Origin of the sequence: Pseudomonas sp. NPDC089395 (assembly GCF_044749525.1) — a bacterium.
Classification (GTDB): Bacteria; Pseudomonadota; Gammaproteobacteria; order Pseudomonadales; family Pseudomonadaceae; genus Aquipseudomonas.
Map to the genome: position 1 here is coordinate 296,277 of NZ_JBIVID010000006.1, position 22,922 is coordinate 319,198.

The 22,922-nt window shown below is 66.2% G+C and carries 21 protein-coding genes; 6 read left to right on the forward strand and 15 right to left on the reverse strand.

All coding sequences use genetic code 11. The features are described 5' to 3' along the window. Positions 1 to 253: 253 nt before the first annotated feature. From ACIPZG_RS15925 to ACIPZG_RS15935, 3 genes are all read left to right on the forward strand, one after another. Entirely contained in the window at positions 254 to 1,405 is a 1,152-nt protein-coding gene (locus ACIPZG_RS15925; RefSeq protein WP_400715286.1) for an iron-containing alcohol dehydrogenase, read from the forward strand. Beyond that, a complete protein-coding gene (locus tag ACIPZG_RS15930; RefSeq protein WP_400715288.1) occupies positions 1,402 to 1,836 on the forward strand; it encodes an acyl-CoA thioesterase in 435 nt (144 codons plus the stop codon). The genes ACIPZG_RS15925 and ACIPZG_RS15930 overlap by 4 nt, the downstream gene beginning before the upstream one ends. Positions 1,837 to 1,906: 70 nt before the next feature. Continuing rightward, on the forward strand, positions 1,907 to 2,566 hold the full coding sequence (locus ACIPZG_RS15935; RefSeq protein ID WP_400715290.1) for a TetR/AcrR family transcriptional regulator: 660 nt from the start codon (positions 1,907 to 1,909) through the stop codon (positions 2,564 to 2,566). A 135-nt stretch (positions 2,567 to 2,701) separates the two neighbouring features. Here the strand turns inward: ACIPZG_RS15935 and ACIPZG_RS15940 are convergent, their stop codons facing one another. Further along, complete coding sequence (locus ACIPZG_RS15940) at positions 2,702 to 3,061, reverse strand: RidA family protein (RefSeq protein ID WP_400715292.1); 360 nt, start codon at positions 3,059 to 3,061, stop codon at positions 2,702 to 2,704. 147 nt (positions 3,062 to 3,208) lie between these two features. Between ACIPZG_RS15940 and ACIPZG_RS15945 the strand changes: the two genes are divergently transcribed. Beyond that, entirely contained in the window at positions 3,209 to 3,904 is a 696-nt protein-coding gene (locus ACIPZG_RS15945; protein WP_400715294.1) for a tRNA (adenine(22)-N(1))-methyltransferase, read from the forward strand. A 1-nt stretch (position 3,905) separates the two neighbouring features. Here the strand turns inward: ACIPZG_RS15945 and ACIPZG_RS15950 are convergent, their stop codons facing one another. After that, the gene (locus ACIPZG_RS15950) at positions 3,906 to 4,181 is read right to left on the reverse strand and encodes a DUF2790 domain-containing protein (protein ID WP_400715295.1); all 276 of its coding nucleotides are present in this window, start codon (positions 4,179 to 4,181) and stop codon (positions 3,906 to 3,908) included. Positions 4,182 to 4,304: 123 nt separating this feature from the next. Here ACIPZG_RS15950 and ACIPZG_RS15955 point away from each other — a divergent pair, with 123 nt between their 5' ends. Beyond that, a complete protein-coding gene (locus ACIPZG_RS15955) occupies positions 4,305 to 5,237 on the forward strand; it encodes a LysR family transcriptional regulator (RefSeq protein ID WP_400715297.1) in 933 nt (310 codons plus the stop codon). A gap of 9 nt (positions 5,238 to 5,246) precedes the next feature. Here the strand turns inward: ACIPZG_RS15955 and ACIPZG_RS15960 are convergent, their stop codons facing one another. From ACIPZG_RS15960 to ACIPZG_RS15970, 3 genes are all read right to left on the reverse strand, one after another. Continuing rightward, positions 5,247 to 5,798, reverse strand: coding sequence for a YbhB/YbcL family Raf kinase inhibitor-like protein (locus tag ACIPZG_RS15960; protein ID WP_400639684.1), 552 nt, complete (start codon positions 5,796 to 5,798; stop codon positions 5,247 to 5,249). A gap of 41 nt (positions 5,799 to 5,839) precedes the next feature. After that, a complete protein-coding gene (locus ACIPZG_RS15965; protein ID WP_400715299.1) occupies positions 5,840 to 6,157 on the reverse strand; it encodes a hypothetical protein in 318 nt (105 codons plus the stop codon). A gap of 94 nt (positions 6,158 to 6,251) precedes the next feature. Continuing rightward, complete coding sequence (locus ACIPZG_RS15970) at positions 6,252 to 7,649, reverse strand: MFS transporter (protein ID WP_400715301.1); 1,398 nt, start codon at positions 7,647 to 7,649, stop codon at positions 6,252 to 6,254. Between the two features lie 153 nt (positions 7,650 to 7,802). Here ACIPZG_RS15970 and ACIPZG_RS15975 point away from each other — a divergent pair, with 153 nt between their 5' ends. Continuing rightward, the gene (locus ACIPZG_RS15975) at positions 7,803 to 8,678 is read left to right on the forward strand and encodes an AEC family transporter (protein WP_400715303.1); all 876 of its coding nucleotides are present in this window, start codon (positions 7,803 to 7,805) and stop codon (positions 8,676 to 8,678) included. Between the two features lie 94 nt (positions 8,679 to 8,772). Here the strand turns inward: ACIPZG_RS15975 and ACIPZG_RS15980 are convergent, their stop codons facing one another. The 10 genes from ACIPZG_RS15980 to ACIPZG_RS16025 form a co-directional block, all read right to left on the reverse strand. Further along, positions 8,773 to 9,405, reverse strand: coding sequence for a hypothetical protein (locus ACIPZG_RS15980; protein ID WP_400715305.1), 633 nt, complete (start codon positions 9,403 to 9,405; stop codon positions 8,773 to 8,775). Between the two features lie 203 nt (positions 9,406 to 9,608). After that, positions 9,609 to 10,940 carry an MFS transporter gene (locus ACIPZG_RS15985; protein WP_400715307.1) on the reverse strand — a complete coding sequence of 444 codons (1,332 nt, stop codon included), beginning with the start codon at positions 10,938 to 10,940 and terminating at the stop codon, positions 9,609 to 9,611. Positions 10,941 to 11,027: 87 nt separating this feature from the next. Continuing rightward, entirely contained in the window at positions 11,028 to 11,966 is a 939-nt protein-coding gene (locus ACIPZG_RS15990; RefSeq protein WP_400715309.1) for a hydroxymethylglutaryl-CoA lyase, read from the reverse strand. Next, positions 11,963 to 13,156: a CaiB/BaiF CoA transferase family protein gene (locus ACIPZG_RS15995; protein ID WP_400715311.1), complete on the reverse strand. Its 1,194-nt coding sequence runs from the start codon at positions 13,154 to 13,156 to the stop codon at positions 11,963 to 11,965. Before ACIPZG_RS15995 ends, ACIPZG_RS15990 begins: the two co-directional genes overlap by 4 nt. Before the next feature lie 103 nt (positions 13,157 to 13,259). Beyond that, positions 13,260 to 14,165: a LysR family transcriptional regulator gene (locus ACIPZG_RS16000; protein ID WP_400715313.1), complete on the reverse strand. Its 906-nt coding sequence runs from the start codon at positions 14,163 to 14,165 to the stop codon at positions 13,260 to 13,262. Between the two features lie 78 nt (positions 14,166 to 14,243). After that, positions 14,244 to 16,673: a TonB-dependent siderophore receptor gene (locus tag ACIPZG_RS16005; protein ID WP_400715315.1), complete on the reverse strand. Its 2,430-nt coding sequence runs from the start codon at positions 16,671 to 16,673 to the stop codon at positions 14,244 to 14,246. A gap of 87 nt (positions 16,674 to 16,760) precedes the next feature. Further along, positions 16,761 to 17,714, reverse strand: coding sequence for a FecR domain-containing protein (locus ACIPZG_RS16010; RefSeq protein ID WP_400715317.1), 954 nt, complete (start codon positions 17,712 to 17,714; stop codon positions 16,761 to 16,763). Then, a complete protein-coding gene (locus tag ACIPZG_RS16015; protein WP_400715319.1) occupies positions 17,711 to 18,220 on the reverse strand; it encodes a sigma-70 family RNA polymerase sigma factor in 510 nt (169 codons plus the stop codon). Before ACIPZG_RS16015 ends, ACIPZG_RS16010 begins: the two co-directional genes overlap by 4 nt. A gap of 137 nt (positions 18,221 to 18,357) precedes the next feature. Then, positions 18,358 to 20,112 carry an L-lactate permease gene (locus ACIPZG_RS16020; protein WP_400715321.1) on the reverse strand — a complete coding sequence of 585 codons (1,755 nt, stop codon included), beginning with the start codon at positions 20,110 to 20,112 and terminating at the stop codon, positions 18,358 to 18,360. 220 nt (positions 20,113 to 20,332) lie between these two features. Then, entirely contained in the window at positions 20,333 to 22,849 is a 2,517-nt protein-coding gene (locus tag ACIPZG_RS16025; RefSeq protein WP_400715323.1) for an excinuclease ABC subunit A, read from the reverse strand. Positions 22,850 to 22,922: the final 73 nt, after the last annotated feature.

Here is a 22,922-nt window from a genome sequence, read left to right on the forward strand (position 1 = left end):
GGCCGGGGGGAGGGTGCGGCCCAAGTATGTCGACGGCGAGTGCCGATTTGTTCCGGATTCCAGGTATTGGCAGTGCGAGGTAACACATTGAAAATAAAGGAATAAAAAGAAGTTGCCGAAGGGTTTTCGAAGGTCATTCCGGATTCGTTTTTAGCATGCCGGATCGACGCGAAAGGCGGCATACACTGGGCCTCGACCACTCATTTAAATGAGTGTGGAGCTGTCAATTCGGACCGCTATTCGAGAGGCTTTCATGTTGAAAATGGTATTTCAGACCACGCCTTCATTGATCATCGAGCGTGGTGCTTCGGCCCGGCTTGCCGAGCATGTGCGTGCCAAGGGTTGCAAGTCGGTATTGCTGGTCACCGATGCAGGGGTTGTCGCGGCGCGGCTGCTGGATGCGCTGCTCGCCGGGCTGCAGAGCGAGGGGATTGCCGTGAGCGTGTTTGCCGAAGTGCAGGCCGACCCGCCTGAGTCGGTGATCCTGGCAGCGGTGGAGGCGGCCAAGGCCTGTGGCGCCGACTGCGTGGTCGGGGTGGGCGGCGGCAGTTCGCTGGATGCTGCCAAGCTGGCCGCACTGTTGGCCTGCAGCGGCGAGTCGTTGAGCGAGGTATATGGCATCAACCAGGCCAAGGGCCCGCGCCTGCCCCTGATATTGCTGCCGACCACCGCCGGGACTGGCTCGGAAGTGACCTCGGTGTCGGTGGTGACCACCGCTGCCGGCGAAAAGAACGTGGTCTACTCGCCCTTGCTGTTCCCCGACCTTGCGGTGCTCGACGCCGAATTGACCCTCGGCCTGCCGGCCCACGTCACTGCCGCGACCGGTATCGATGCCATGGTCCATGCCATCGAGGCATACACCACCCGCCACCTGAAGAACCCGATGTCCGATTGCCTGGCCCGCGAGGCGCTGCGGCTGTTGTCTGGCAGCCTGTTCAGAGCCTGCCGGCAGGGTGACGATGTCGAGGCCCGCGAGCAGATGCTGCTTGGCGCCTGCCTGGCAGGCATGGCCTTCGCCAACGCACCGGTGGCGGCGGTGCATGCGCTGGCCTATCCGCTCGGTGCCCGCTTCCACATCCCCCACGGCCTGTCCAATGCGCTGGTGCTGGGGCCGGTGATGCGTTTCAACCTGCCGGTGGTGGCGCCGCTGTATGCGCAACTGGCCGATATCGTCATGCCCGGCTTGCGCGGCAGTGACAGCGAAAAGGCCACGGCGCTGGCCGACTACCTGGGCGGCCTGGCCGGCGAGTTGGGCCTGGCCACGCGCCTGAGCGAGCTGGGCATCGCCGAGGCCGACCTCGAAGCGCTGGCCAGCGATGCCATCAAGCAGCAACGCCTGCTCGGCAACAACCCGCGCGAACTGAATCTGGCGGATGTGTACGCGATCTATAAGGAAATCCTGTGAGCAAGCCCGCGCGGCCGAGCCGCCAGGCCTTTCGCCACTTCACGCAGGTGCCCACGCGCTTTGGCGACAACGATGCCTATGGGCATGTGAACAACGTGGCGTACTACGGCTACTGTGAAACGGCGATCACCACCTTCCTGGTCGAACAGGGCACCCTCGACATTGCCAGTAGCCCGGTGATCGGGCTGATCGTCAACTCCGGGTGCAGCTACTTTTCGCCCCTGGGGTTCCCCGATCGGGTCGAGGTCGGCATGAAGATCGCCCACCTGGGCAACAGCAGCGCGCGCTACGAGCTGGCGCTGTTCCGCAACGATGAACCGCTCGCGGCGGCAGCAGCCCATGTGGTCTACGTGTACGTGGACCGCGCCAGCAACACGTCGGTGCCGATCCCCGCCAGCGTGCGTGACAAGCTGGCCCTGCTGGTCGACTGATCGCATACTCCCGGGTGCTGCCCATCCGTTGGCCAAGGTGGCAAGGGGCAGCATTCTGGAGAGATGACAGATGATCAAGGCAAGTCCGGACAAGCCGGGTGTGCAGGTGGCGATACCGGCGCAACCGCGCAAGGAGCCGCGCCAGGCACGGTCGGTTGCGCTGGTGACGGCGGTCAAGCAGGCCGGCAGGCAGATTCTCGAAAGCGAGGGGAGGGAAGCCCTGAGCGCGCTGCGCCTGGCCGAAGATTCAGGGGTGGCGATCAGTTCGATCTACGAGTATTTCCCGACCATGGAATCGTTGATCGCCGCCGTGTTCGACGATTACCGCACCGAAGCGCGCCGTGGGCTGTACGCCGACATCATGGCGCTACCCGAAGGCACCACGCTGCTCGATGGCATCTTGCTGGCGTTGCGGGCTGTGCTTGCCTCGCACCACAAGAAAACCCTCTACGACCCTGCCTTCAGCGTGCGCTCGACCCACTATGACGAGCTGGTGCGGCTGGATGTGGTCAAGGCCAAGCCGCTGTGGAGCGCCACGGCCAGCTCCGCGTTGATGCAACGCTTCGCCGATGAAATTCGCGTCAAGGACCGGGAGAAGGCGGAGTTTCTGGTGTACCAGACCTGGTCGGCGCTGCCGCGGGCCATGCTGCTGGAGCGTCCGGGCTACCTGACCGACCCGGACACCCCGCTGATGCTGGCGCGGATGCTCCACGCCATGCTCACCGAGTGAGATGGGCGGCGACTCGTCAGGCCTCATCGCCGGCAAGCCGGCTCCCACAGGTACCCCACAGGCCTTCAGAGCGGTGAGGTACCTGTGGGAGCTGGCTTGCCAGCAATAGGGCCGACTCCGGCCCTTGAGAGGGAATCAGCCCTTGGCAGCCATCGCGGTCACTTCCACGCGCATTTCCGGGTAGGCCAATGCCGCCACACCCACGGCGGCACGCACCGGCCACGGCTTGCTGAAGAAGCGCTGGTACACCTCGTTGAAGGCGGCGCGGTCGGCCATGTCGGTGAGGTAGATGGTCAGGTGCATGACCCGGTCCATGCCGCTGCCGGCCTTTTCCAGGGCGTCCTTGAGCGCCTGCAGGGTGCTTTCGCTCTGCTGCACGATGTCGCCCTCGAGATCAGCTGGAATCTGAGTCGTGACGAGAATGCCGTTGAACTCGGCGACGTCGGAGGAAATGGAGTCGGCGTCGGAATCGGGCGTGTAGATGAGATCTGTCATTGTTGGATGCCTTGCAACGGAAGGAAAGCCGCAAGCCTACGCGACCCCGCCGCGGTGGTCGAGCCAGGGCCACCGTTTGGCCTGCGCACGTTGTAATACCGCGCCCCGGCCGTCAGAATCGCGCCGATTGTAAAGAAGGGGCTTGAGTTGAACGAACAGACATTGTCGATGCGCCTGGAGCGTGTGGCGGCGCATGTGCCGCAGGGCGCGCGCCTGGCCGATATCGGCTCGGACCACGGCTACCTGCCGGTGGCCCTGGCGCTGCGTGGCGTGATCGAAGCGGGCGTTGCCGGCGAAGTGGCGCAGACGCCGTATGCCTCGGCCCAGCGCACTGTGCGCAGGAATGGCCTGGAGCAACGCATCACCGTGCGCCTGGCCGATGGCCTGGAAGCGATCGAGGCGCTGGACCGCATCACGGCGGTCAGCCTGTGCGGCATGGGTGGCGACACCCTGTGCGAGATCCTCGAACGCGGCAAGCAGCGCCTGAGCGGCAGCGAGCGCCTGATCCTGCAGCCCAATGGCGGCGAGCGCGAACTGCGCGGCTGGCTGATGGCCAACGGTTATCGGATCGTGTGCGAAGAACTGTTGCGCGAGAACCGCTTCGACTACGAGATCATCGTCGCGCAGAAGGGTGAGGCGTCGGCCTACAGCGCCGAAGAGCTGTACTTCGGCCCCCTGCTGATGCGCGAGAAGAGCCCGGCATTTATCACCAAGTGGCAGCGTATGCTGCGCCAGAAGCAGCAGACCCTGGCCAACTTCGAGCGTGCGCGTGACGCCATCCCCCAGGAAAAGCGCAGCGACTTCGCCCGCCAGGTCGGCTGGATCACCCAGGTACTGGCCTGAGTCACAGCTGCGAGCAGTTGCCCATTTCCCGGTAGTTGACTTCGCGGGTCTGGCCCTGGTGGTCGACATAGACCATGTGCGCGGTGCCGACCTGGCAGTCGGCGACGTTGCTGGCCGGGGTGATGGAAATGACCTTGGCCACGTCCAGCGGCATGCCGTATTCGTAGTTGTCAGTGCTGGCGGCTACCGGCGGGTTGCCGGCGGTGTCGGCCAGGGCGCCGAACGAGGCAAGCAGGGCGCTTGCGGCAAGCACGGCAATTCGGCGTCGAGTGTTCATGGCAGGCTCCTTTTTCAATGTTTTACCAATGATGTATTCATTGGTGATCCTCAATAAATGGGCTAAGTCGTGATAGATTCCTGCCTGGAACGCACGAATAAGAAAACACAAGGAGCCAAGCCCATGGACATGCTGCACGCCATGCGTACCTTCGCCCGGGTAGTGGAGTGCGGCAGTTTCGCCGCGGCCGCCAATGCCCTGGATATTTCTGCGGCGCAGGTGTCGCGGATTGTCGCGGAACTTGAGAATCAGCTGCAGACTCGGCTGCTGCACCGCACCACCCGGCGCCTGCGCATGAGCGAGGCGGGCGAGCGCTTTCTTGAGCGCGCGCGGCAGATCATGCTGCTGACAGACGAAGCCATGGACGAGGCCCGCGGCGCCCACCTCACCCCACGCGGGCGGCTGCGCCTGCATTGCCCGCACGGCCTGGGCATGCTGCTGATGCCGCTGGTGGCCGGCTACAACGCCGTGTGCCCGGAAGTGGTGATCGAACTGACCCTGTCACAGCGCAACCCCGACCCCTTGGCCGAGGGCCACGACGTGGTGATCACCGTGGACGAGGCCCTGCCGGATTCGCAGTTGATCGCCGTGCCGCTGGGCACCATCTTCAGCATCCCCTGTGCCGCCCCAAGCTACCTGCAGGCCCATGGCGTGCCCGAGCGCCCGGAAGACCTGCACGAGCACAGCTGCCTGCGCATGGCGTACCCGATGTACGAAGGTGACTGGGTGTTCCCGCAGGGGGTCGATCAGTGCGTGATCGCCCCGCGCGACAGCTTTCTGACCAATGTCGCCGACGCCATGCTCAGAGCCAGCGAGCTGGGCATGGGCATTGGCTTGCTGCCGTTCTACACGGCCAGCCAGGCCATCGTGCAAGGCAGGCTACGGCGCCTGCTGGCGCCGTATCGGTTGAGGGAATGCGCGCTGTATGCGATCTATCCGTCGCGCCATTACCTGGATGCCAAGGTCAGGACCTGGATCGACTACATGAAGGAACAGCTGCCGGGGCTGTTCGCCGGGCACGAACGCATCGTCGACGATCCGCAGTACTGGAGATAGGCCCGCAGGTCAGTGCCCGTAACGCCCGACCAGGCTCTGGGCACCCAGTGCATGCCCCTGCAACAGCTCCAGCAGGCCATTGCGGTCCAGCCCCTCGGGCAAGGTGCCGAGGGGAATGTCGGTGGCAATCAGTGTCAGTGCATAGTGGTGCGGGTTGTCGCCGGCGGGTGGGCAGGGCCCACGGTAGACGAGGGTGCCGCGAGAATTGCGCCCCACCATGATCGTCGGGCCGGTCAGCCCGGCCGTGCCTTCTTTCAGGCCATCGAGCGCCGGGTCGATGTTGTAGGCGACCCAGTGCACCACGCCGATGCCCTTGCCACCGTCCGGGTCGAACATCACCAGTGCCAGTGAACGCGTGCCGGCGGGCAGGTTGTCCCAGCTCAGTTGCGGGGTACGTTCCTCGCCTGCACCGCAGGCCGGGTCGGGCCCGACCTGCTGCAGGGCGATGACACCGCCATCGGTGAACGACGACGAGCTGATCGACAGCGCGCCGGCGCTACCGCCAGCCGCCAGGGCAGTGCAAGGCAACAAGGCGGCGAACAGCCAGGGCTTGAGGTGCATGACGATTCCTCGGCAGGGCGATGGGCCGCAGTGTAGTTCAGTCAGCGGCTGTCCTGGTCTTCTGCCGTGCCGCCGGTGTGCCCGGCGCCGCTGCCGGTGGCCTCGCCGGTGCTGTTGGAGCCCCCTGCGGCGCCGTCGGCGGCATCGGCGTTGCTGCCGGTGTCGCTGCTGTCGTTGGATTTGCCACTGCCGGGGCTGTTGACGCTGCTGTCCTCGCCTGCGGTCTTGCCGCCTTGCTGGTCGGTTTTCGGGTAGGCGTCGGTGTTGGTGTCGGAAGGGGTGGAGGCGGCGAAACTGCTGGCACTGCCCAGGCCCAGGGCCAGGGTGAAGAGAAGGGCAAGCGGGCGAATGCGGATCATGGCGAAGCTCCTGTGCGGATGATCTGTCATTCGTTTGGCTGGCGGAGGATGGCGGGGGTGCCCGTCGCGCGACGGGCGGTCACAACGGTCTTACTCATACATTAGAAGCAGGCGCGATCCCTGTGGGAGCGGGCTTGTCCCGCGAAGAGGCCAGCCCAGACGCTGCAGCTGTCTGGCACGGGCTACGCCCGTGTTCGCGGGGCAAGCCCGCTCCCACAGTCCCCTGAGCCTCCACCGGCTCCAGCGGCGGATGCTCCTGCGCCGCATGCATCAGGTCCTCGGTCACACGCAATTCCGCCCCAGTCGGCGAGAACGTGGTCGAGGCAGTGAACGGCGCCGGATGCTCGGCCGCCGGCCGCTTGCCACGGCGCCACAAGAAGAAGCACACCATGCCCAGGTTGACCACGGCAAAGGCCCAGAACAGCCCCGGCTCGCCAAACTCGGTCATCACCGGCGAAATGGCCAACGGCGCCATGGCCGAGCCCAGCGAGTTGATCAGCAGCAAACCCTGGATCATCGGCACCAGCGCATCGGACGGCGCCCGGTCGGCAGCATGGCTGACCGCCACCGGGTACAGCGCGAACACGCCGCCCCCGAGCAGGAACAGCATCGCCGGCAGCAGCGCCGAATGCGAGGGCAGGAACACCGTGACCAGCGACAGCACCACGCACAGCGCGGCCAGGGCGATCAGCACATCCTGGCGGTCCTTGCGGTCGGACCAGCGCCCCACCGGGTACTGCAGCAGCATGGCGCCGAGGATCACCCAGGCCATCATGCCGCCCACTTCACCCACGTCCAGGCCGATGCGCTGCAGGTACAGCGGCAGCAGGGCATAGATCCCGGCGATGGCCACCCCGGAACCGAAGCAGCCGACCAACCCCGATGGCGCCACACCGAGCAGCTGCCGCGGCTTGAGCGGCTCGACCTGGTCCAGCAGCGGCGACACCCGCGGCAGGATCACGATCGGCAGCACCGACAGCGCGGCGAGCATGCCGGCCAGCATGAACGGTGCGCTGTCGCTCAGCTGCGCGATGACGCCCAGGCCCGCCTGGGCGATCACGCCGGCACCGTAGAAGGCGATCATGTACAGCGCCAGCAGGCGCCCGCGGATCTTCGCATCGCCCGCCAGCAGCAGCCAGCTCTCGATCACCAGGAACACGCCGACCGCCGCCCAGCCGTTGATCAGGCGCAAGACCGACCACCAGGTGCTGTCGTAGAACATCCCCTGCAGCAGGATGGTGGCGGCGATCAGCGAGGCGAAGCTGGTGTAGGCGCGGATATGGCCGATGCGCAGGATCAGCCGGTCGTTGAATACAGCGCCCAGGGTCAGGCCAAGGAAGTAGCTCGACGAGACGATACCGATGGTGGTGGCCGATTCGCCGGCAGCGCCGAGGCGCAAGGTGGTCAGGGAAGACATGAAGCCATTGCCCAGGGCAATGATGAACAGCCCGAGCAGGGGTGCCAGCGCCATGGCCAGCAAACGCGGAGACATAAAAACCTCAAGGGGGAGTAGCGCAGTTGCCAGCCGTAGCGGCACAGGGGAGTAGGACGCGCGATTCTAAGGTGTGGGAAAGATTTCCCCAAGGGGCTTGGCCCTGCGGCATAATGACGCCTTTGCGCAGCTGATCCAGGGAAGGAAAGGTCTATGTTCGCTTCGCTGTTCGCGGTATTGGCACCGGTGTTCATCGTCGCCGGCATCGGCTTTGCCTGGGCCCGCACGGTCCTGGACTACCCCACCCAGTTCGTTGCCCGGATGGTCATGAGCGTCGGCACGCCCGCGCTGGTGCTGGCGACCCTGAACCGCACCCAACTCGATCCCACTGCCTTTATCAGCATGGCCCTGGCCTGCCTGCTCTGTACCCTGGCCATGGCCATTGCGGGGCTGCTGGTGTGTCGCGTCAGCCGCCAGGACTGGCGGGTGCTGCTGCCGGCGTTCATGTTCCCCAATACCGGCAACATGGGCCTGCCGATCAGCCTGTACGCCTTTGGCGAACAGGGCCTCGCGTTGGCCATGGCATTTTTCCTCGGCCTGTCGATCGTGCAGTTCACCGTTGGCATGGCCATCTCCGGTACGGCGGCTTCGTTCAAGGCACTGGTGAGCAACCCCATCGTCATCAGCCTGGCCCTTGCCCTGCCGATGATCTTCTTCGACATCCACCTCCCGCGCTGGGTGGCCAACACGGCAGAACTGCTCGGCGGCATGTGCATTCCCTTGATGCTGCTGACCTTGGGCGTGTCGCTGGCCAGTATTCGCCCACAACATATCGCCAGCGGCCTGCTGCTGGGCGGCGTGCGGATCGTGCTGGGGGCCGGGGTGGGGTGGGCAGTGGGCGCCGCCCTGGACATGGAGCATTTGCAGCGGGCGGTGCTGATGGTGCAGTCGGCGATGCCCGTGGCGGTGTTCAACTACCTGATGGCGGTGCGGGCCAACCGTTCGCCGGAGCAGGTGGCGAACCTGGTGATGTGTTCGACTGTGCTGTCGTTCGTTTGGCTGCCGGTGGTGCTGGCCTGGTGGATGTGAACCTGTAAGGGCCTCATCGCCGGCAAGCCGGCTCCCACAGGTATCGCGCATGTGGGAGCCGGCTTGCCGGCGATAGGGCCCGTACAGTCAACGATCATTTATCAAACAACCGCTCATGCACCCACCCCTTGTTGGTCAGCACCATCACCCGTTTCTCCCTGGCCGGTGTGTCGTTGGTAGCGACCGCTTCGCCCAGGTCACGGATATTGGCCTTCACCACGTCCTTGGCCGCCCAGTCCGGCAACCCGGTGATCTTGTATGCGTAGGTCACGTCGGAAATCGTATGTCCCATCATCTGCCCCGGCTCGCTGAACTGCTCGATCGCCGTCACCTCGGCCTTGCCGAAGCACAGCCCGCCGCGAGTCTGGCCGTTGAGCATTTTCTGGGCATCGGCCTTGTAGAACTTGCGGCCCTCGTCGGTGAGGTCGTAGGCGTAGTAGACGTCCGTGCGGGCGGCTTGCCACAGGCGTGCCGGCACTTCGACGCGGGCGATTTCCTTTTCGCTGACGATGCCGACCTGGGCCAGGGCATGCAGGGCCTTGTTGCTGCCGCTGACGTCGAAGTCCTGGGTCTTGGTGGGGAGGTCGGTGACCACGAAACAGTGGGGATACTGGGTGTCGAGGTAAGCCTGGGCGGCTTTGTGGAAATTGGCCTCGCTGGCGTCCTTGGTGTCCGAGCAGCCGGCCAGGGTGGCCAGCAGTGCCAGCGGTACGATCTTCCTGTGCATGTTGAAGCGTCCTTGGATTGCGCAGATAAAACGGTCGGGCGGCATTAGAACCTACGGGTTAGAGCGGCGCAATCGTGGCAAGACGGTATCTTGACGGGGTTCGCAAGGGCTCGCCTTGGGGGGGGTGGCGCGGTTGAAATCGAGCGCCGCCCGCGCGGCGCTCGATCTCAAGAGCGAAAAAAATCCAACGCCCTACACCCCAATCACCGATGGGGCACATCCCGGGTACGCAGCTTTTCCGGCAAGGCAAACATCACCAGCAGCGCCGTCACCACACAGGCCCCGGCAATGAGGTACAGCGCTGGTGTAGTGGTGCCCGTCAGGTCGCGAATGCGCCCCACCAGCACCGGGCTGACGATGCCGCCCAATTGCCCCAGGGTGTTGATCAGTGCGATCCCGCCCGCCGCCCCAGCGCCAGCCCCTGCCAGCAACTTCGGCGGCAGCGCCCAGAAGCTCGGGATCGACGCCACCACACCGGCCCCCAGCAGGCCCAAGGACACCAGCAGCAGCGGCGTGTTGTCATCGAAAATCCCCGCACAGAGAAAGCCCAGCGCGCCCAGCGAAATCAGCCCGGCGGTGAACCAGCGCCGCTCGCCCGTGGCATCCGACAGGCGCCCGCACACCACCATGGCGATGGCCCCGCAGATGTAAGGCACGGCGGTGAGCAGGCCGATCACCGACGGGTTCTCGGTGCCGGCACTGCGGATCAGTTGCGGCGCCCAGAAGTTCAGGCCATAGGAGGCGATCTGGATCAGGAAGTAGATCAGCCCCAGGGTCAGGAAGCCCGGAATGCGGATCGCCTGCAGCAAAGAGCCTTGGCCATGGCCGGCCTGGGGCGGGTCGATGCGCGACAGCAGCAGTTGTTTTTCGCCTGCATTCAGCCAGCCAGCATCCTCGATGCGGTCCTTGAGCAAGGTCAGCACCAAAAGACCCAGGGCCACGCAGGGCAGACCACCGAGCAGGAACAGCCAATGCCAGCCCCGCATCTGCAAGGCACCGTCGAGGTGGCCAAGGATCAGCCCCGAGAACGGCGCGCCGAACAGCCCGGCGAAGGCCGAGGCAAGAAACAGCAGCGACGTGATGCGGCCACGGTAGTGACGCGGGAACCACAGCGTCAGGTAGTACAGCACCCCCGGCGCGAAGCCGGCTTCCATGGCGCCGATGATGAAGCGCAGGGCATAGAACTGCCATTCGTTGGTCACGAATACCATCGCCGCCGTGGCCAGGCCCCAGGAAATCATGATGCGGGCGATCCAGCGGCGCGCCCCGACCTTGTACAGCATCAGGTTGCTGGGCACCTCGAACAGCACGTAGCCGACCACGAACAGGCTCGCGCCCAGGCCATAGGCGGTGTCGCTGAAGCCCAGGTCGGTCTGCAGCTGGAACTTGGCGAAGCTGATGTTGATGCGGTCGAAGAAGGCGAACAGGTAGCAGATCATGATCAGCGGCATCAGCCGCCAGGCGACCTTGCGCACCAGGGCTTTTTCACTGTCGGCGGCCCCATCGGCCGCCGTGTGCAGGGCGGAAAGACTCATTGTGTGTTCTCCAGTCGGGCCGCCGCGTGGGCGGCCCTGTTGTTCTTGTTGTCTGGTGGGGCAATGCCCCGGGGTGACGGCGCGGGATCAGCCCGGCAAACCGGCCGGTAGCGGATGCAGGTCGCAGTTGCGCCCGGCCTTGGCCAGCTGGCCGGGTACTTCATGGCCGAGCAGGGCTGGCAGGCCCCTTGCCAGGCGCAACAGGCCGTCCAGGTCGATGCCGGTGGGAATGCCGGTTTCGGCACACAGGTTGGCCAGGTCCTCGCTGCAGATGTTGCCCGAAGCGCCGGGGGCGAACGGGCAGCCGCCGAGCCCACCGAGGGCGGCATCGAAGCGTCGGGCACCGGCTTCATAGGCGGCCAGCACGTTGCACAGGCCCAGGCCACGGGTGTTGTGGAAGTGCAGGGTGAGCATGCTTGCCGGCACCCGTTCCAGGCTACGGCGCACCAGGCGCTCGACCTGGCGCGGGTTGGCCATGCCGGTGGTATCGGCCAGGGTCACACCGTGCATGCCGAGTTCCAGGTAGGCATCGAGCAGGCGCAGCACCAGGTCTTCATCGATGCGTCCCTCGAACGGGCAACCGAAGGCGGTGGCCACCGAGGCATTGAGGCTGACCGGGTGACCCTGCACGGCCTGGACGATGTCACCGAAGCCGGCCAGCGACTGCTCGCGACGCATGCGCATATTGGCCAGGTTGTGCGACTGGCTGGCCGAGAGCACCAGGTTGAGCTCGTCGGCACCGGCCGCCAAGGCCCGCTCGGCGCCCTTGAGGTTGGGGATCAGTGCCACATAGATCACCCCGGGCTGGCGCTGGATGCCACGGAACACTTCATCGCCGTCGCGCAGCGCCGGAATCGCCTTGGGCGAGACGAACGAGCCGGCTTCGATACGGCTGAAGCCCAGGCGCGAGAGGCCGTCGACAAGGGCGATCTTGTCCTCGGTAGGCACCCAGGTCGGTTCGATCTGCAGGCCGTCGCGCGGGGCGACTTCCTGGATGATCAGCTGTTCGGGGTTGGCCGGGATCATTGCACCACCCCCTGGCTGCGCAGGCGGGCGATGTCGTCCGCGGCCATGCCCAGCTGGCCAAGCACGGCGTCGGTGTGCTCACCCAGCGCCGGCCCTTGCCAGTCAACCCGCCCCGGTGTGGCCGAAAGCTTGGGCACGATGCCGGGCATACGCACGGGGGTGCCGTCGGGCAACTGGCTGTCCAGCAGCATGTCACGGGCCTGGTAATGCGGGTCGTTGACGATGTCGGCCACCGAATAGATGCGCCCTGCAGGGACTTCGGCCTGCTCCAGTGCCGCCAGCACGGCGTCGATCGAATGCTGACGCGTCCAGCGTTCGATGGCCTCGTCGAGCAGCCCGGCCTGGGCGGCGCGGCCGTCGTTGTGGGCGAATTCGGCGGCTTCGGCCAGGTCCGGGCGGCCGATGGTGTGCATCAGGCGGCGGAAGATCGGGTCACTGTTGCCAGCGATCACCACGAACGCGCCGTCGGCGGTGCGGTAGGTGTTCGACGGCGCGATGCCGGGCAGGGCGCCGCCGCTGCGTTCACGCACATGGCCCAGCAGGTCGTATTCGGGGATCAGGCTTTCCATCAGGTTGAACACGCTTTCCACCAGCGACACATCGACCACCTGGCCGTCGCCACCGTTGGCCCGCACGTTGAACAAGGACAGCAGGGCGCCCATGACCGCGTGCAGCGAGGCCAGCGAATCGCCCAGGCTGACGCCGGCGCGGGCCGGTGCCGCGCCCGGCTCGCCGGTGGTGTAGCGGATGCCGCCCATGGCCTCGCCAATGGCGCCGAAACCGGGCCGGTCACGGTAGGGGCCGCTCTGGCCGTAGCCGGAAATACGCACCAGGGTCAGCCGTGGGTTCAGCGCATGCAGCACGTCCCAGCCCAGGCCGAGTTTTTCCAGGGCGCCGGGGCGCAGGTTTTCGATCAGTACATCGGTGTCCTGCAGCAACTGCTTGACGATGGCCAGGCCTTCGGCGGCCTTGAGGTCGAGCGCCAGCGACTTCTTGTTGCGCGATTGCAGGTACCACCAGAGTGACGTGCCGTCGTGCAGCTTTCGCCACTTGCGAAGGGGGTCGCCCTGGCCCAGGGCTTCGATCTTGATCACTTCGGCGCCGAATTCGCCGAGCAGGCGGGCGGCAAACGGGGCGGCGATCAGCGTACCGATTTCCAGCACCCGTATACCTTCGAGGGGAGCAGGCATGTTGCGTACCTCATTGTTCTTGGACTTTGAGGGAGAGCCTACGGCGCAGGCGGGAGCGGCACCAATCCTCTGTCGGCAACAACCGTTCGCGAAACGCGAAGGCTCAGTCCCCGCGCAGTTGTTCGAACAGCAGTCGGCTGACCGGCGACAACGCCTCCAGCTCGCGCACCACCAGCAGCAACTCGCGCTCGGCCCAGTCGTCACTGAGCTTCACCGCTTGCAGGCCCAACGCGCCGCCGAACAGTTCGAAGGCCTTGCGCGGCAGGATGCCTACGCCCATGTTCGCCTGCACCATGCGACACACCGCATCGAAGCTCGGCACATGAATGCGCAGGCGCAGCACCTTGCCGACCCGCCGCGCTGCTTCCACGGTGCGCATGTTGATGGAGCTGGCCGCATGCAGGCCGATGAAGTCGTTGTCCAGGGTGTCGGCAAAGGCCACTTCGGGCCGTGCGGCCAACGGGTGCCCGGCGGGCAGCACCAGGACCAGTTGGTCGCGCTTGTAGCACACGGCGTGCAGGTCGCGGGTATCGCTGTCGGCCGAACAGATGCCCAGGTCGGCGACGCCGTCGAGCACCCCCTGAACCACGCCATTGCTGGGGCGCTCTTCGAGGTCGAGCTTGATCCGTTCGTGGTGGGCGCTGAAGTCGGCGAGGTCTTCGGGCAGGAACTGGATGATCGCCGACAGGTTGGCCAGCATCCGCACATAGCCGCGCACGCCTTGCAGGTGCTCGCCCAGTTCCAGGCCGATCTTCTCCAGGTTGAACAGCATGCGCCGGGCGTGGTGCAGCAGGGTTTCACCGGCGGGGGTGAGCTGCATGCCGCGGGCCTGGCGCAGGAACAGCGGCGTGCCCAGGGCGCTTTCCAGTTCGTTGAGGCGCTTGCTGGCGGCCGACAGGGCGATGGCCTCGCGGGTGGCGGCGCGGGTCAGGCTGCCTTCTTCGTGGATGGCCACGAAGAGTTGCAGGGTGACCAGGTCGAGGCGGCGGATCAGGTTGGTTGGGTGCATGGAGTCGGATGGTTCACCAGGTATGCGTCTGTCCCGGCCCCATCGCCGGCTTGCCGGCGATAAGGCCCGACCAGGCAATCAAAAATCTACACTGGCCGACAACCGCAATACCCGCGGCGTGCCCTGGGTCAGGTAATTGTTCGAGGTCGAAGCCGATGCCCAGTATGCCTTGTTCGCCACGTTCTCGACATTGGCCCGCAAAGTCACCTGCTTGTCATCCACCTTGAAACTGTAGCGCCCCCCCAGATCAACCCGCGTCCACGCCGGGATGCTCAGGCTGTTGTCGGTGTTGACGTACTGCCCCCCGGTGCGCAACACCCGGGCACTCAATGCAGCCCCCGCAATGCCCGGCACATCCCAGTCCGCCCCGAGGTTGTACTGGAAGCGCGGCACGCCCGGCGCCCGGTTGCCGTCGTTACGACCATTGGCCGTATTATCCAGCTCGGTGTGCATGAACACCGCACCGGTGAGCAGGCGCAAACCCTCGACCGGCTCGCCGAACACATTCAGCTCGACACCCTTGTTGACCTGCTCGCCATCCATGCTGAAGGTGTCCTTGCTCGCGCCCGGCTCACGGAATGTGGTGCTGTTGGGCTGCTCGATGCGGTAGACGCCCAAGGTCGCGCCAAAGCTGTTCCAGTCCAGTTTCACCCCGGCTTCTACCTGCTTGCTGCGCTTGGGCGGGAAGACTTCGTTGGCGTTGCTCACGCTGGACGGCGCGGTCGGGCCCTGGGCCAGGCCTTCGATGCGGTTGGCATAGAACGACACATGCTCCCAGGGCTTGATCACCAGGCCATACACCGGCGTGGTCACCGACTCGTCGTAGTTGGCATTGCGCACACCGGTGGCCGTGGCCCAGCCGTCGACGCCGATCGACTGCCGGCGCACGCCCACGGTCAGCAGTACCCGGTCGTCGAACAAGCCCAGGGTGTCGGACACCGCCGCGCTCTTGATGCGGTTCTTGCCGACGATGCGCGGGTCGTGCAGGTCGCTGCCGGAGTAGGTGTTGGTCGGGCGCGGCATCTTGACCGGGTGATACAGGTTGGAGTCGAAGCGGTTGGCCGCCGTGATCGCCTTGTAGGCCGAGCGCTGCTCGCCCCACATGCCTGACAGCCCGAAGTTGATCCGGTGGCTGACCGGCCCGGTAGCGAAGCGGCCATTGAGGCCGGCCATGGCGCTCTTGTTGTCCTCGTCGTGGGGCGGGTAGAGGTAGCCGCCACGCGCCGTGCCGTTTTCGTCGCTGACGTAGAGCGAGGAGTACTCGCCGTTCTCGCGGGTGTGCTTGGCGCCGCCACCGGCATACAGCGTCCAGTTGTCGTTGAGGTCGTACTCGGCGTTGACCATGCCGTAGGTGTCTTCGAGCTGCGACCAGGTCCAGTCCTGGGAATAGTTGTCGCGTGCCGAGGGTGCATGCGGAACCTTGGTGCCGGTCGGGTAGATCACCGCGCGGCCCTGGTTGATGCGCTGTTTCTGGTAACCCAGGTCGGTCGACAGGCGCAGGCGTTCGCCTCGGTAGTCCAGGGCCAGGGCGAGCAGGGTGGAATGTTGGGCTTCATCGTGCACGCCCGTGCCGCCGTCATGCTGGGCCAGGTTGATGCGCGCGCCGAAGCGGTTGTCCTCGCCAAAGCGCTTGCCCAGGTCGAGGTGGCCGCCGAGGTTGGCGCCGGTGGCGTAGTCGAAGGTGACGTGGCGGGTCGGGGTGTCCTCGGCGCGCTTGGGCACCAGGTTGACCGCGCCGCCGATGCCACTGCCCTGGGGCGAGACGCCATTGAGGAAGGCATTGGGGCCTTTGAACACCTCGACCCGCTCCAGCGCCTCGGTGGTGACGATCTGCCGGGGCAGTACGCCGTACAGGCCGTTGTAGCTGATGTCGTCGGTATTCAGCGGCAGGCCGCGGATGGTGAACACCTGCGAGAAATTGCCAAAGCCCGCCGACTGGCGCACCGCCGCGTCGTTCAGCAACACGTCGCCCAGGGTGCGCGCCTGCTGGTCGGCGATGGTCTTGGCGGTGTAGCTGGTAACGCTGAACGGCACATCGCTGATCGGCTGGTCACCCAGTACGCCCAGGCGTGCGCTACGGGCTACCTGGCCGCCTTGCCAGGTGTCGCTGCTGGCTGCCAGGTCGCTGTTGATGGTGGTGGCGCCAAGTTCCAGGGCATCGCCCAGGTCCACCGCCGGGGCCAAGGTGTAGCCGCCGCTGTCGGTGCTGATCAGGCTGTAGCCACTGCCGGCGAGCAAGTGCGCGAAGCCGTCCGCCACGCTGTAGTTGCCTTCAAGGCCCTGGCTTTGCGCGCCCTTGAGCAGTGCCGGGTCGAACGACAGCGGCACGCCGGCGCTGGCGGCGAAGCGTGCCAGCACGTCGGCCAGCGGGCCGGCGGCAATGTGATAGCTGCGCGTGCTGCCGCTGGCAGCGGGCTCGGCGGCCAGCAGCGCGGGAGCGGGTACGAGCGTGCCGATGGCCATGGCCAGGCTCAGGGCTTTGAGGCGCAAGTGGGGGCGGGGCGTCATGCGAGGATCCTGTGGGTGCAGAAAACGAGGGTTCTGCACTCATCACCGGACGACGCAGGAAAAGGTATCAGGCAGAGGCAAAAATAATTACACCCGGGGTTCGACGGTCACCCAGTAGCGCGTCAGGCCATGGATCGCCACCGGCAGGGTTTCGCCGAGCAGGCGCAGGCTGGCATCGCTGTCGGTCAGCGGGAACGCGCCCGACACCTTCAGCTCGCCCACCGCCGGGTGGCAGCGGAGCAGGCCGGGGCGGTAACGGCCCAGCTCCTGCAGCAGGTCGGCCAGGCGCATGTCGCGGGCCAGCAACATGCCGTGCTCCCAGGCCAGGTCGTCGGCATCCAGCGCGCTGGCCGGCTGCACCCGGGTGGCATCGAAGGCACTGCTCTGACCGGCGAGCAGTACCCGGTTGCCGCTGCCGTGCAGTGGCCGCGCATCCACCGCGCCTTCCAGCACGGCCACGCGGGTCAGCGGCCCGTCGAGGCGCACGCTGAAGCGCGTGCCCAGGGCCTGCGCCTGGCCGTGCAGGGTGCGCACCCGCAATGGCCGGGCGTCTGCGGCGCTGGTGACGAGGATCTCGCCGGCCAGCAGGTCGATGCGCCGCTCCTGGGCGTTGAAGTCGATATCGATGGCGCTGTCGGTGTTCAGCAGCACCCGCGAGCCATCGGCCAGGGTCAGCGGGCGTTGCTCGCCGACGGCGGTGCGGGCGTCGGCGCGCCACTGTTGCCAGGGCGTTTCGCGCCAGGCCAGCCAGGCCGCAGGCGCACCCAGCAGCAACAGGCCCAGGCGCTGCATGGCCTGGCGCCGGCTGACGCCCCCTTGGCGGCTCAAGCGGCGCAAGGTTTCTCCGGCAACCGGTGTGGGCAGGCGGCGGAAGTCACCGAGGATGGCCTCGGCACGCTGCCACGCCTGGGCATGTTCGGCGCTGCGCTGGCACCAGGCCTGGATGGCGTGGTGGTCGTCCTCGGTGGCGCTGCCTGATTGCAGTTGCACCAGCCAGTCGGCGGCCTCGCCAAGGATGTGCGGGTCGATTCGCGGATTCATGGGTCAAGGCTCAGGCAGGCGAGGAAGGCGCTACGCATGTCACGTTTGACGGTGATCAGCGAGACGTTCAGTTGCTCGGCGATTTCGCCGTAGGTCAGGCCATCGAGTTGCGACAGCAGAAACACCTGGCGCACCCGCGCCGGCATTTCCCGCAGCATGGCATCGACGCGGTAGAGGGTTTCCAGGATCAGCCAGCGGGTTTCCGGCGAGGGTGCCTCGGGCTCGGGCAGGTGGGCGATGGCTTCGAGGTAGGCGCGCTCGACATCCTGGCGTCGCCAGCGGTCGACCAAGAGGCCCTTGGCGATGTGGGTGAGCAGGGCGCGTGGTTCGTTGCCAAAGCCCGCCGTGGCGTTGCGGCCGAGCAGGCGCACGAAGGTGTCATGGGCCAGGTCCGCGGCATCGCAGGCATTGCCGAGCTTGCGCCCCAGCCAGCCCTGCAGCCAGCCGTGGTGTTCGGTGTACAGCGTCTTGACCTGCAGGGTGAGGGTGGGGTCGGCGGGCGGCATGGGGAATGAGGTTGTAATTAAGAATTGATCGCATTCTAATCATCTGTCCCTCTCGCCGGCAAGCCGGCTCCCACAGATACCCCACTGTTCTGTAGGAGCCGGCTTGCCGGCGATAGGGCGCGTGCAGACTCTGCGATTCACCCCCCCACAACCATCGAGGTAAACGGCGCCACATAAGCCTGCAAGGTCACCAGGCAACCCACCAGAATCGCCAGAATGATCGAGTGGAAGAACACGTAGCGCAGAATCTCCCCCTCATGCCCATACCAGCGGGTAGCCGTGGACGCCACCACGATCGACTGCGCATCGACCATCTTGCCCATCACCCCACCGGAACTGTTGGCCGCCGCCATCAGCACCGGGCTCAGCCCCAGTTGCTCCGCCGTCACCCGCTGCAGCCCGCCGAACAACACGTTGGACGCCGTGTCAGAGCCGGTCAGCGCCACCCCCAGCCAGCCGAGCAGAGTGCCGAACATCGGGTAGAAGATACCGGTGGCGGCGAAGGCCAGCCCCATGGTCGCGTCCAGCCCCGAATAGCGCGTGAGAAAGCCCAGCGCCAGCATGGCGACGATGGTGATCAGCGAATAGCGCACCACCCAGATCGTGCGCAGGTACTGGCGCCCCAGCTCCAGCGGCGAATAGCCCATCAGCAGCCCGCCGAGAATCGCCGCCAGGAAGATGCCGCTGCCCGTGGCAGTGAACCAGGTGAACTTGTACTGGGCGTCCTCTTTCTTCGCTGCCGGCACCACCGGCGGCACCTTCTCGATCTGCTGGTGGATGGTGTCGAAGGTGAACACCGGGGCGAACACCGGGTTGGCCTCGCGCAGCGGCTTGCCTTGCGGGTCGAGCATGGCCGCGCCGCTGGCGGGGTCGAGCGCAGGGCGAGTGTCGAACAGGTTCTTGAAGCTCGCCGTACCCCAGGCGAACACGAACACGGTGAGGATGATCCACGGCATCCACGCCTTGAGCACGCTGCGCTGGTCGCGCTGGGCAAAGGCGGCGCTGCTGCCGGGGCTGTCGTCGACGTCGATCTTGGAATCATCGACGCGCCCGGTGAGCGCCGCCGAAGTGTGCACCGTGGCCGGTTTCCACACCCGCAGGAACCCGGTCAGGCAGGCCATGGAGATCAGCGCGGCGATCACGTCCACCAGCATCGGCCCATGGTAGTTCGACACCAGGAACTGCGGGATCGCAAAGCTGACCCCGGCGACCAGGATCGCCGGCCAGATTTCCAGCATCTTGCGCCAGCCGGCGAAGGCCCAGATCAGCCAGAACGGCACGATCACCGAGAAGAACGGCAGCTGCCGCCCGACCATGGCCGACAGCTCCATCTCATCCAGCCCGGTGACCTTGGCCAAGGTGATGATCGGTGTACCCAGCGCCCCGAAGGCCACCGGCGCGGTGTTGGCGATCAGCGCCAGGCCCGAGGCCGCCAGCGGCGAGAAGCCCAGGCCGATCAGGATTGCCCCGGTCACCGCCACGGGCGTGCCGAAACCTGCCGCGCCCTCGAAGAAGGCACCGAAGCAGAAGGCGATCAGCAGCAGCTGCAGGCGGCGGTCATCGGTGATGCGCGCCAGTGAATCCTGCAGCACCTTGAACGAGCCGTTCTCGGTGGTGAGCCGGTGCAGGAAGATGATGTTCAGCACGATCCAGCCGATCGGCAGCAAACCGTTGGCCGCGCCGTACAACGCTGCGGAGCCGGCCATATTGGCCGGCATGCCGAAGGCGAAGATCGAGATGAGCAATGCCGAGCCCAGGGCGAGCAGGGCGGCGATGTGGGCTTTTATATGGAAGAACGCCAGTGCTGCCAGCATCACCACCACCGGTACGGCGGCCATGACGGTGGAGAGCCAGGGACTGGAGAAGGGATCGTAGATTTGCTGCCAGACCATTTGCCACCTCGTTTGTTGTTGTGTGAGGTTTCGCGTTTTTTGGGCAGGTTGGCATGCAGGGATGCCAGGGGGAGTATAGGAAGGATTTTGTCTGCAGTTGATGTTGTGAATACATTGGCCCTATCGCTGGCAAGCCAGCTCCCACAGGTACAGCGCTGACCTTCAAGCTGGCGTTGTACCTGTGGGAGCTGGCTTGCCAGCGATAGCGGCGGTACAGGCGCTAAAGGGCCCTGGCCAGAAACTCGGCAGTACGGCTCTCGGCGCACCGGGCAACCACCCCAGGCGCCCCACTGACCACCACCGTCCCCCCCGCATCCCCAGCCCCCGGCCCGATGTCGATCACCCAGTCACTCTGCGCCACCACCCGCATGTCATGCTCGACCACCACCACACTGTGCCCACTGTCGACCAGCCGGTTGAGCTGCACCAGCAGCCGGTCGATGTCTTGCGGGTGCAGCCCGTTGGTAGGCTCGTCCAGCACATACAGCGTGGCGCCCCGGGCCATGCGCTGCAGCTCGGTGGCCAGCTTGATGCGCTGCGCCTCGCCCCCGGAAAGCTCGGTGGCCGGCTGGCCCAGGCGCAGGTAGCCCAGGCCGATGTCCTGCAGCACCTGCAGGCACCGCCGCGCCGGTGGCTGCTCGGCGAACACGTCGAGCGCCTGGTCGACCGTCAGCTGCAACACCTGGGCGATGGTCATGCCCGCCCAGGTCACGGCCAGCGTCTCAGGGTTGTAGCGCGCGCCATGACACGTCGGGCAGGGCGCATACACACTCGGCATGAACAGCAATTCGACGCTGACGAACCCTTCACCCTCGCAGTTCGCGCAGCGGCCCTTGGCGACATTGAACGAAAACCGCCCGGAATCGAAGCCACGTGCCTTGGCCTGCTCGGTGGCGGCGAACAACTTGCGTACGTGATCGAACAGCCCCGTGTAGGTGGCCAGGTTGGAGCGCGGCGTGCGGCCGATGGGTTTCTGGTCCACCTGTACCAGCCGCTTGATGCTGTCCAGGCCCGCCGTGACGCGCCCGGTACTGGTCTGCTCGGGTGCGTCTTCCAGGCTCTGCTCCTCAGGCTCGGCAGGTTGTTCGGCATGGCCCAGGTGGGCGCCGACCAGCTCCAGCAACGCCTGGCTGACCAGGCTCGACTTGCCCGAGCCGGAAATGCCGGTCACTGACGTGAAGCAACCCAAGGGGAACTGCGCGCTGAGGTTGTCGAGGTTGTTGCGGGTAATGCCCTCCAGTTGCAACCAGCCTTGCGGCAGGCGCGGTGCCTGGGCAGCCAACTGCTGCGCAGCGAACAGATAGGCCCGTGTGCGCGAAGCCTCAACGTCGGCAAGGCCTGCAGGCGGGCCGCTGTACAGCACCTGCCCGCCATGCTCGCCGGCCGCAGGGCCGACATCCACCAGCCAGTCGGCGCGGCGCATGGTGTCCAGGTCATGCTCCACCACATACACCGAGTTGCCGGCCTGCTTGAGCCGTTGCAGGGCCTCGAACAGCGCCTCGCTATCGGCCGGATGCAGCCCAGCCGACGGCTCGTCGAGCACATAGATGACGCCGAACAGCTGCGAGTTGAGCTGGGTAGCCAGGCGCAGGCGCTGCAGCTCGCCAGACGACAGCGTCGGCGTGCTGCGCTCCAGGGCCAGGTAGCCCAGGCCCAGGTCGATCAGGGTATCGATGCGTTCGAGCAGCTCGACGCTGATGCGCTGGGCGGCCAGGCGTTTTTCCAGGGTCAGGTTGTCGTCGTGCTGCTCCAGGTAGCCCGGCGCCGACACCTTGCGGAACACCTCGGCCAGGGTCTGCAAGGGCAGGCGCGACAGCTCGCCGATATCCCGCCCGGCGAAGGTCACTTGCAGCGCCTCGCGCTTGAGCCGCTTGCCCTGGCACAGCGGGCATGGGCTGGGGCGCATGAACTGGGACACGCGCTTGCGCATCTGCGCGCTCTGCGAATGCATGAAGGTGTGCAGCACATAGCGCCGGGCGCCACTGAAGGTGCCCTGGTAGCTGGGTTCGAGCTTGCGCTTGAGCGCGGCGCGGGTTTGCGCCGGGGTGAGGCCGGCGTACACCGGGACGGTGGGTGTGTCCTCGGTGTAGAGGATCCAGTCGCGTTGCGCCTGGGGCAGGTCGCGCCAGGGGACATCGACGTCATAGCCCAGGGTGACCAGGATGTCGCGCAGGTTCTGCCCTTGCCAGGCCATCGGCCAGGCCGCCACGGCCCGCTCGCGGATGGTCAGCGACGGGTCGGGGACCATGGTCGCCTCGGTCACTTCGTAGACCCGGCCCAGGCCATGGCACTCGGCGCAGGCACCCTGCGGCGTGTTCGGCGAGAAGTCCTCGGCATACAACATCGGTTGGCCGGCGGGGTAGCTGCCAGCGCGGGAGTAGAGCATGCGAATCGAACTGGACAGGGTGGTGACGCTGCCCACAGAGGAGCGCGCGCTGGGCGTGCCGCGTTGCTGTTGCAGCGCCACGGCAGGAGGCAGGCCTTCGATGGCGTCCACGTCCGGCACGCCGACCTGGTCGATCAGGCGCCGGGCGTAGGGCGCGACCGATTCGAAGTAGCGGCGCTGGGCTTCGGCGTAGAGGGTGGAGAAGGCCAGCGAGGACTTGCCCGAGCCGGAGACACCGGTGAACACCACCAGCGCGTCGCGGGGGATGTCGACGTCGATGTTCTTGAGGTTGTGCTCGCGGGCGCCACGTACGCGGATGAAGCCGGGCGGGGTGGGGTGGCGTGGCGGCATGGGGGCTGTCCTTGGCGGGGGCGAAGCCGCAAGTTTGCACCATTTGCAGGGGGAGTGCTGGCCCTATCGCCGG

Bases quoted from the DNA above. Each gene is read 5' to 3' on its own strand.
- ACIPZG_RS15925 (WP_400715286.1), top strand. From the start codon at position 254: ATGTTGAAAATGGTATTTCAGACCACGCCTTCATTGATCATCGAGCGT.
- ACIPZG_RS15935 (WP_400715290.1), top strand. From the start codon at position 1,907: ATGATCAAGGCAAGTCCGGACAAGCCGGGTGTGCAGGTGGCGATACCG.
- ACIPZG_RS15940 (WP_400715292.1), bottom strand. From the start codon at position 3,061: ATGACAGATCTCATCTACACGCCCGATTCCGACGCCGACTCCATTTCC.
- ACIPZG_RS15950 (WP_400715295.1), bottom strand. From the start codon at position 4,181: ATGAACACTCGACGCCGAATTGCCGTGCTTGCCGCAAGCGCCCTGCTT.
- ACIPZG_RS15955 (WP_400715297.1), top strand. From the start codon at position 4,305: ATGGACATGCTGCACGCCATGCGTACCTTCGCCCGGGTAGTGGAGTGC.
- ACIPZG_RS15960 (WP_400639684.1), bottom strand. From the start codon at position 5,798: ATGCACCTCAAGCCCTGGCTGTTCGCCGCCTTGTTGCCTTGCACTGCC.
- ACIPZG_RS15965 (WP_400715299.1), bottom strand. From the start codon at position 6,157: ATGATCCGCATTCGCCCGCTTGCCCTTCTCTTCACCCTGGCCCTGGGC.
- ACIPZG_RS15970 (WP_400715301.1), bottom strand. From the start codon at position 7,649: ATGTCTCCGCGTTTGCTGGCCATGGCGCTGGCACCCCTGCTCGGGCTG.
- ACIPZG_RS15975 (WP_400715303.1), top strand. From the start codon at position 7,803: ATGTTCGCTTCGCTGTTCGCGGTATTGGCACCGGTGTTCATCGTCGCC.
- ACIPZG_RS15980 (WP_400715305.1), bottom strand. From the start codon at position 9,405: ATGCACAGGAAGATCGTACCGCTGGCACTGCTGGCCACCCTGGCCGGC.
- ACIPZG_RS15985 (WP_400715307.1), bottom strand. From the start codon at position 10,940: ATGAGTCTTTCCGCCCTGCACACGGCGGCCGATGGGGCCGCCGACAGT.
- ACIPZG_RS15990 (WP_400715309.1), bottom strand. From the start codon at position 11,966: ATGATCCCGGCCAACCCCGAACAGCTGATCATCCAGGAAGTCGCCCCG.
- ACIPZG_RS15995 (WP_400715311.1), bottom strand. From the start codon at position 13,156: ATGCCTGCTCCCCTCGAAGGTATACGGGTGCTGGAAATCGGTACGCTG.
- ACIPZG_RS16000 (WP_400715313.1), bottom strand. From the start codon at position 14,165: ATGCACCCAACCAACCTGATCCGCCGCCTCGACCTGGTCACCCTGCAA.
- ACIPZG_RS16005 (WP_400715315.1), bottom strand. From the start codon at position 16,673: ATGACGCCCCGCCCCCACTTGCGCCTCAAAGCCCTGAGCCTGGCCATG.
- ACIPZG_RS16010 (WP_400715317.1), bottom strand. From the start codon at position 17,714: ATGAATCCGCGAATCGACCCGCACATCCTTGGCGAGGCCGCCGACTGG.
- ACIPZG_RS16015 (WP_400715319.1), bottom strand. From the start codon at position 18,220: ATGCCGCCCGCCGACCCCACCCTCACCCTGCAGGTCAAGACGCTGTAC.
- ACIPZG_RS16020 (WP_400715321.1), bottom strand. From the start codon at position 20,112: ATGGTCTGGCAGCAAATCTACGATCCCTTCTCCAGTCCCTGGCTCTCC.
- ACIPZG_RS16025 (WP_400715323.1), bottom strand. From the start codon at position 22,849: ATGCCGCCACGCCACCCCACCCCGCCCGGCTTCATCCGCGTACGTGGC.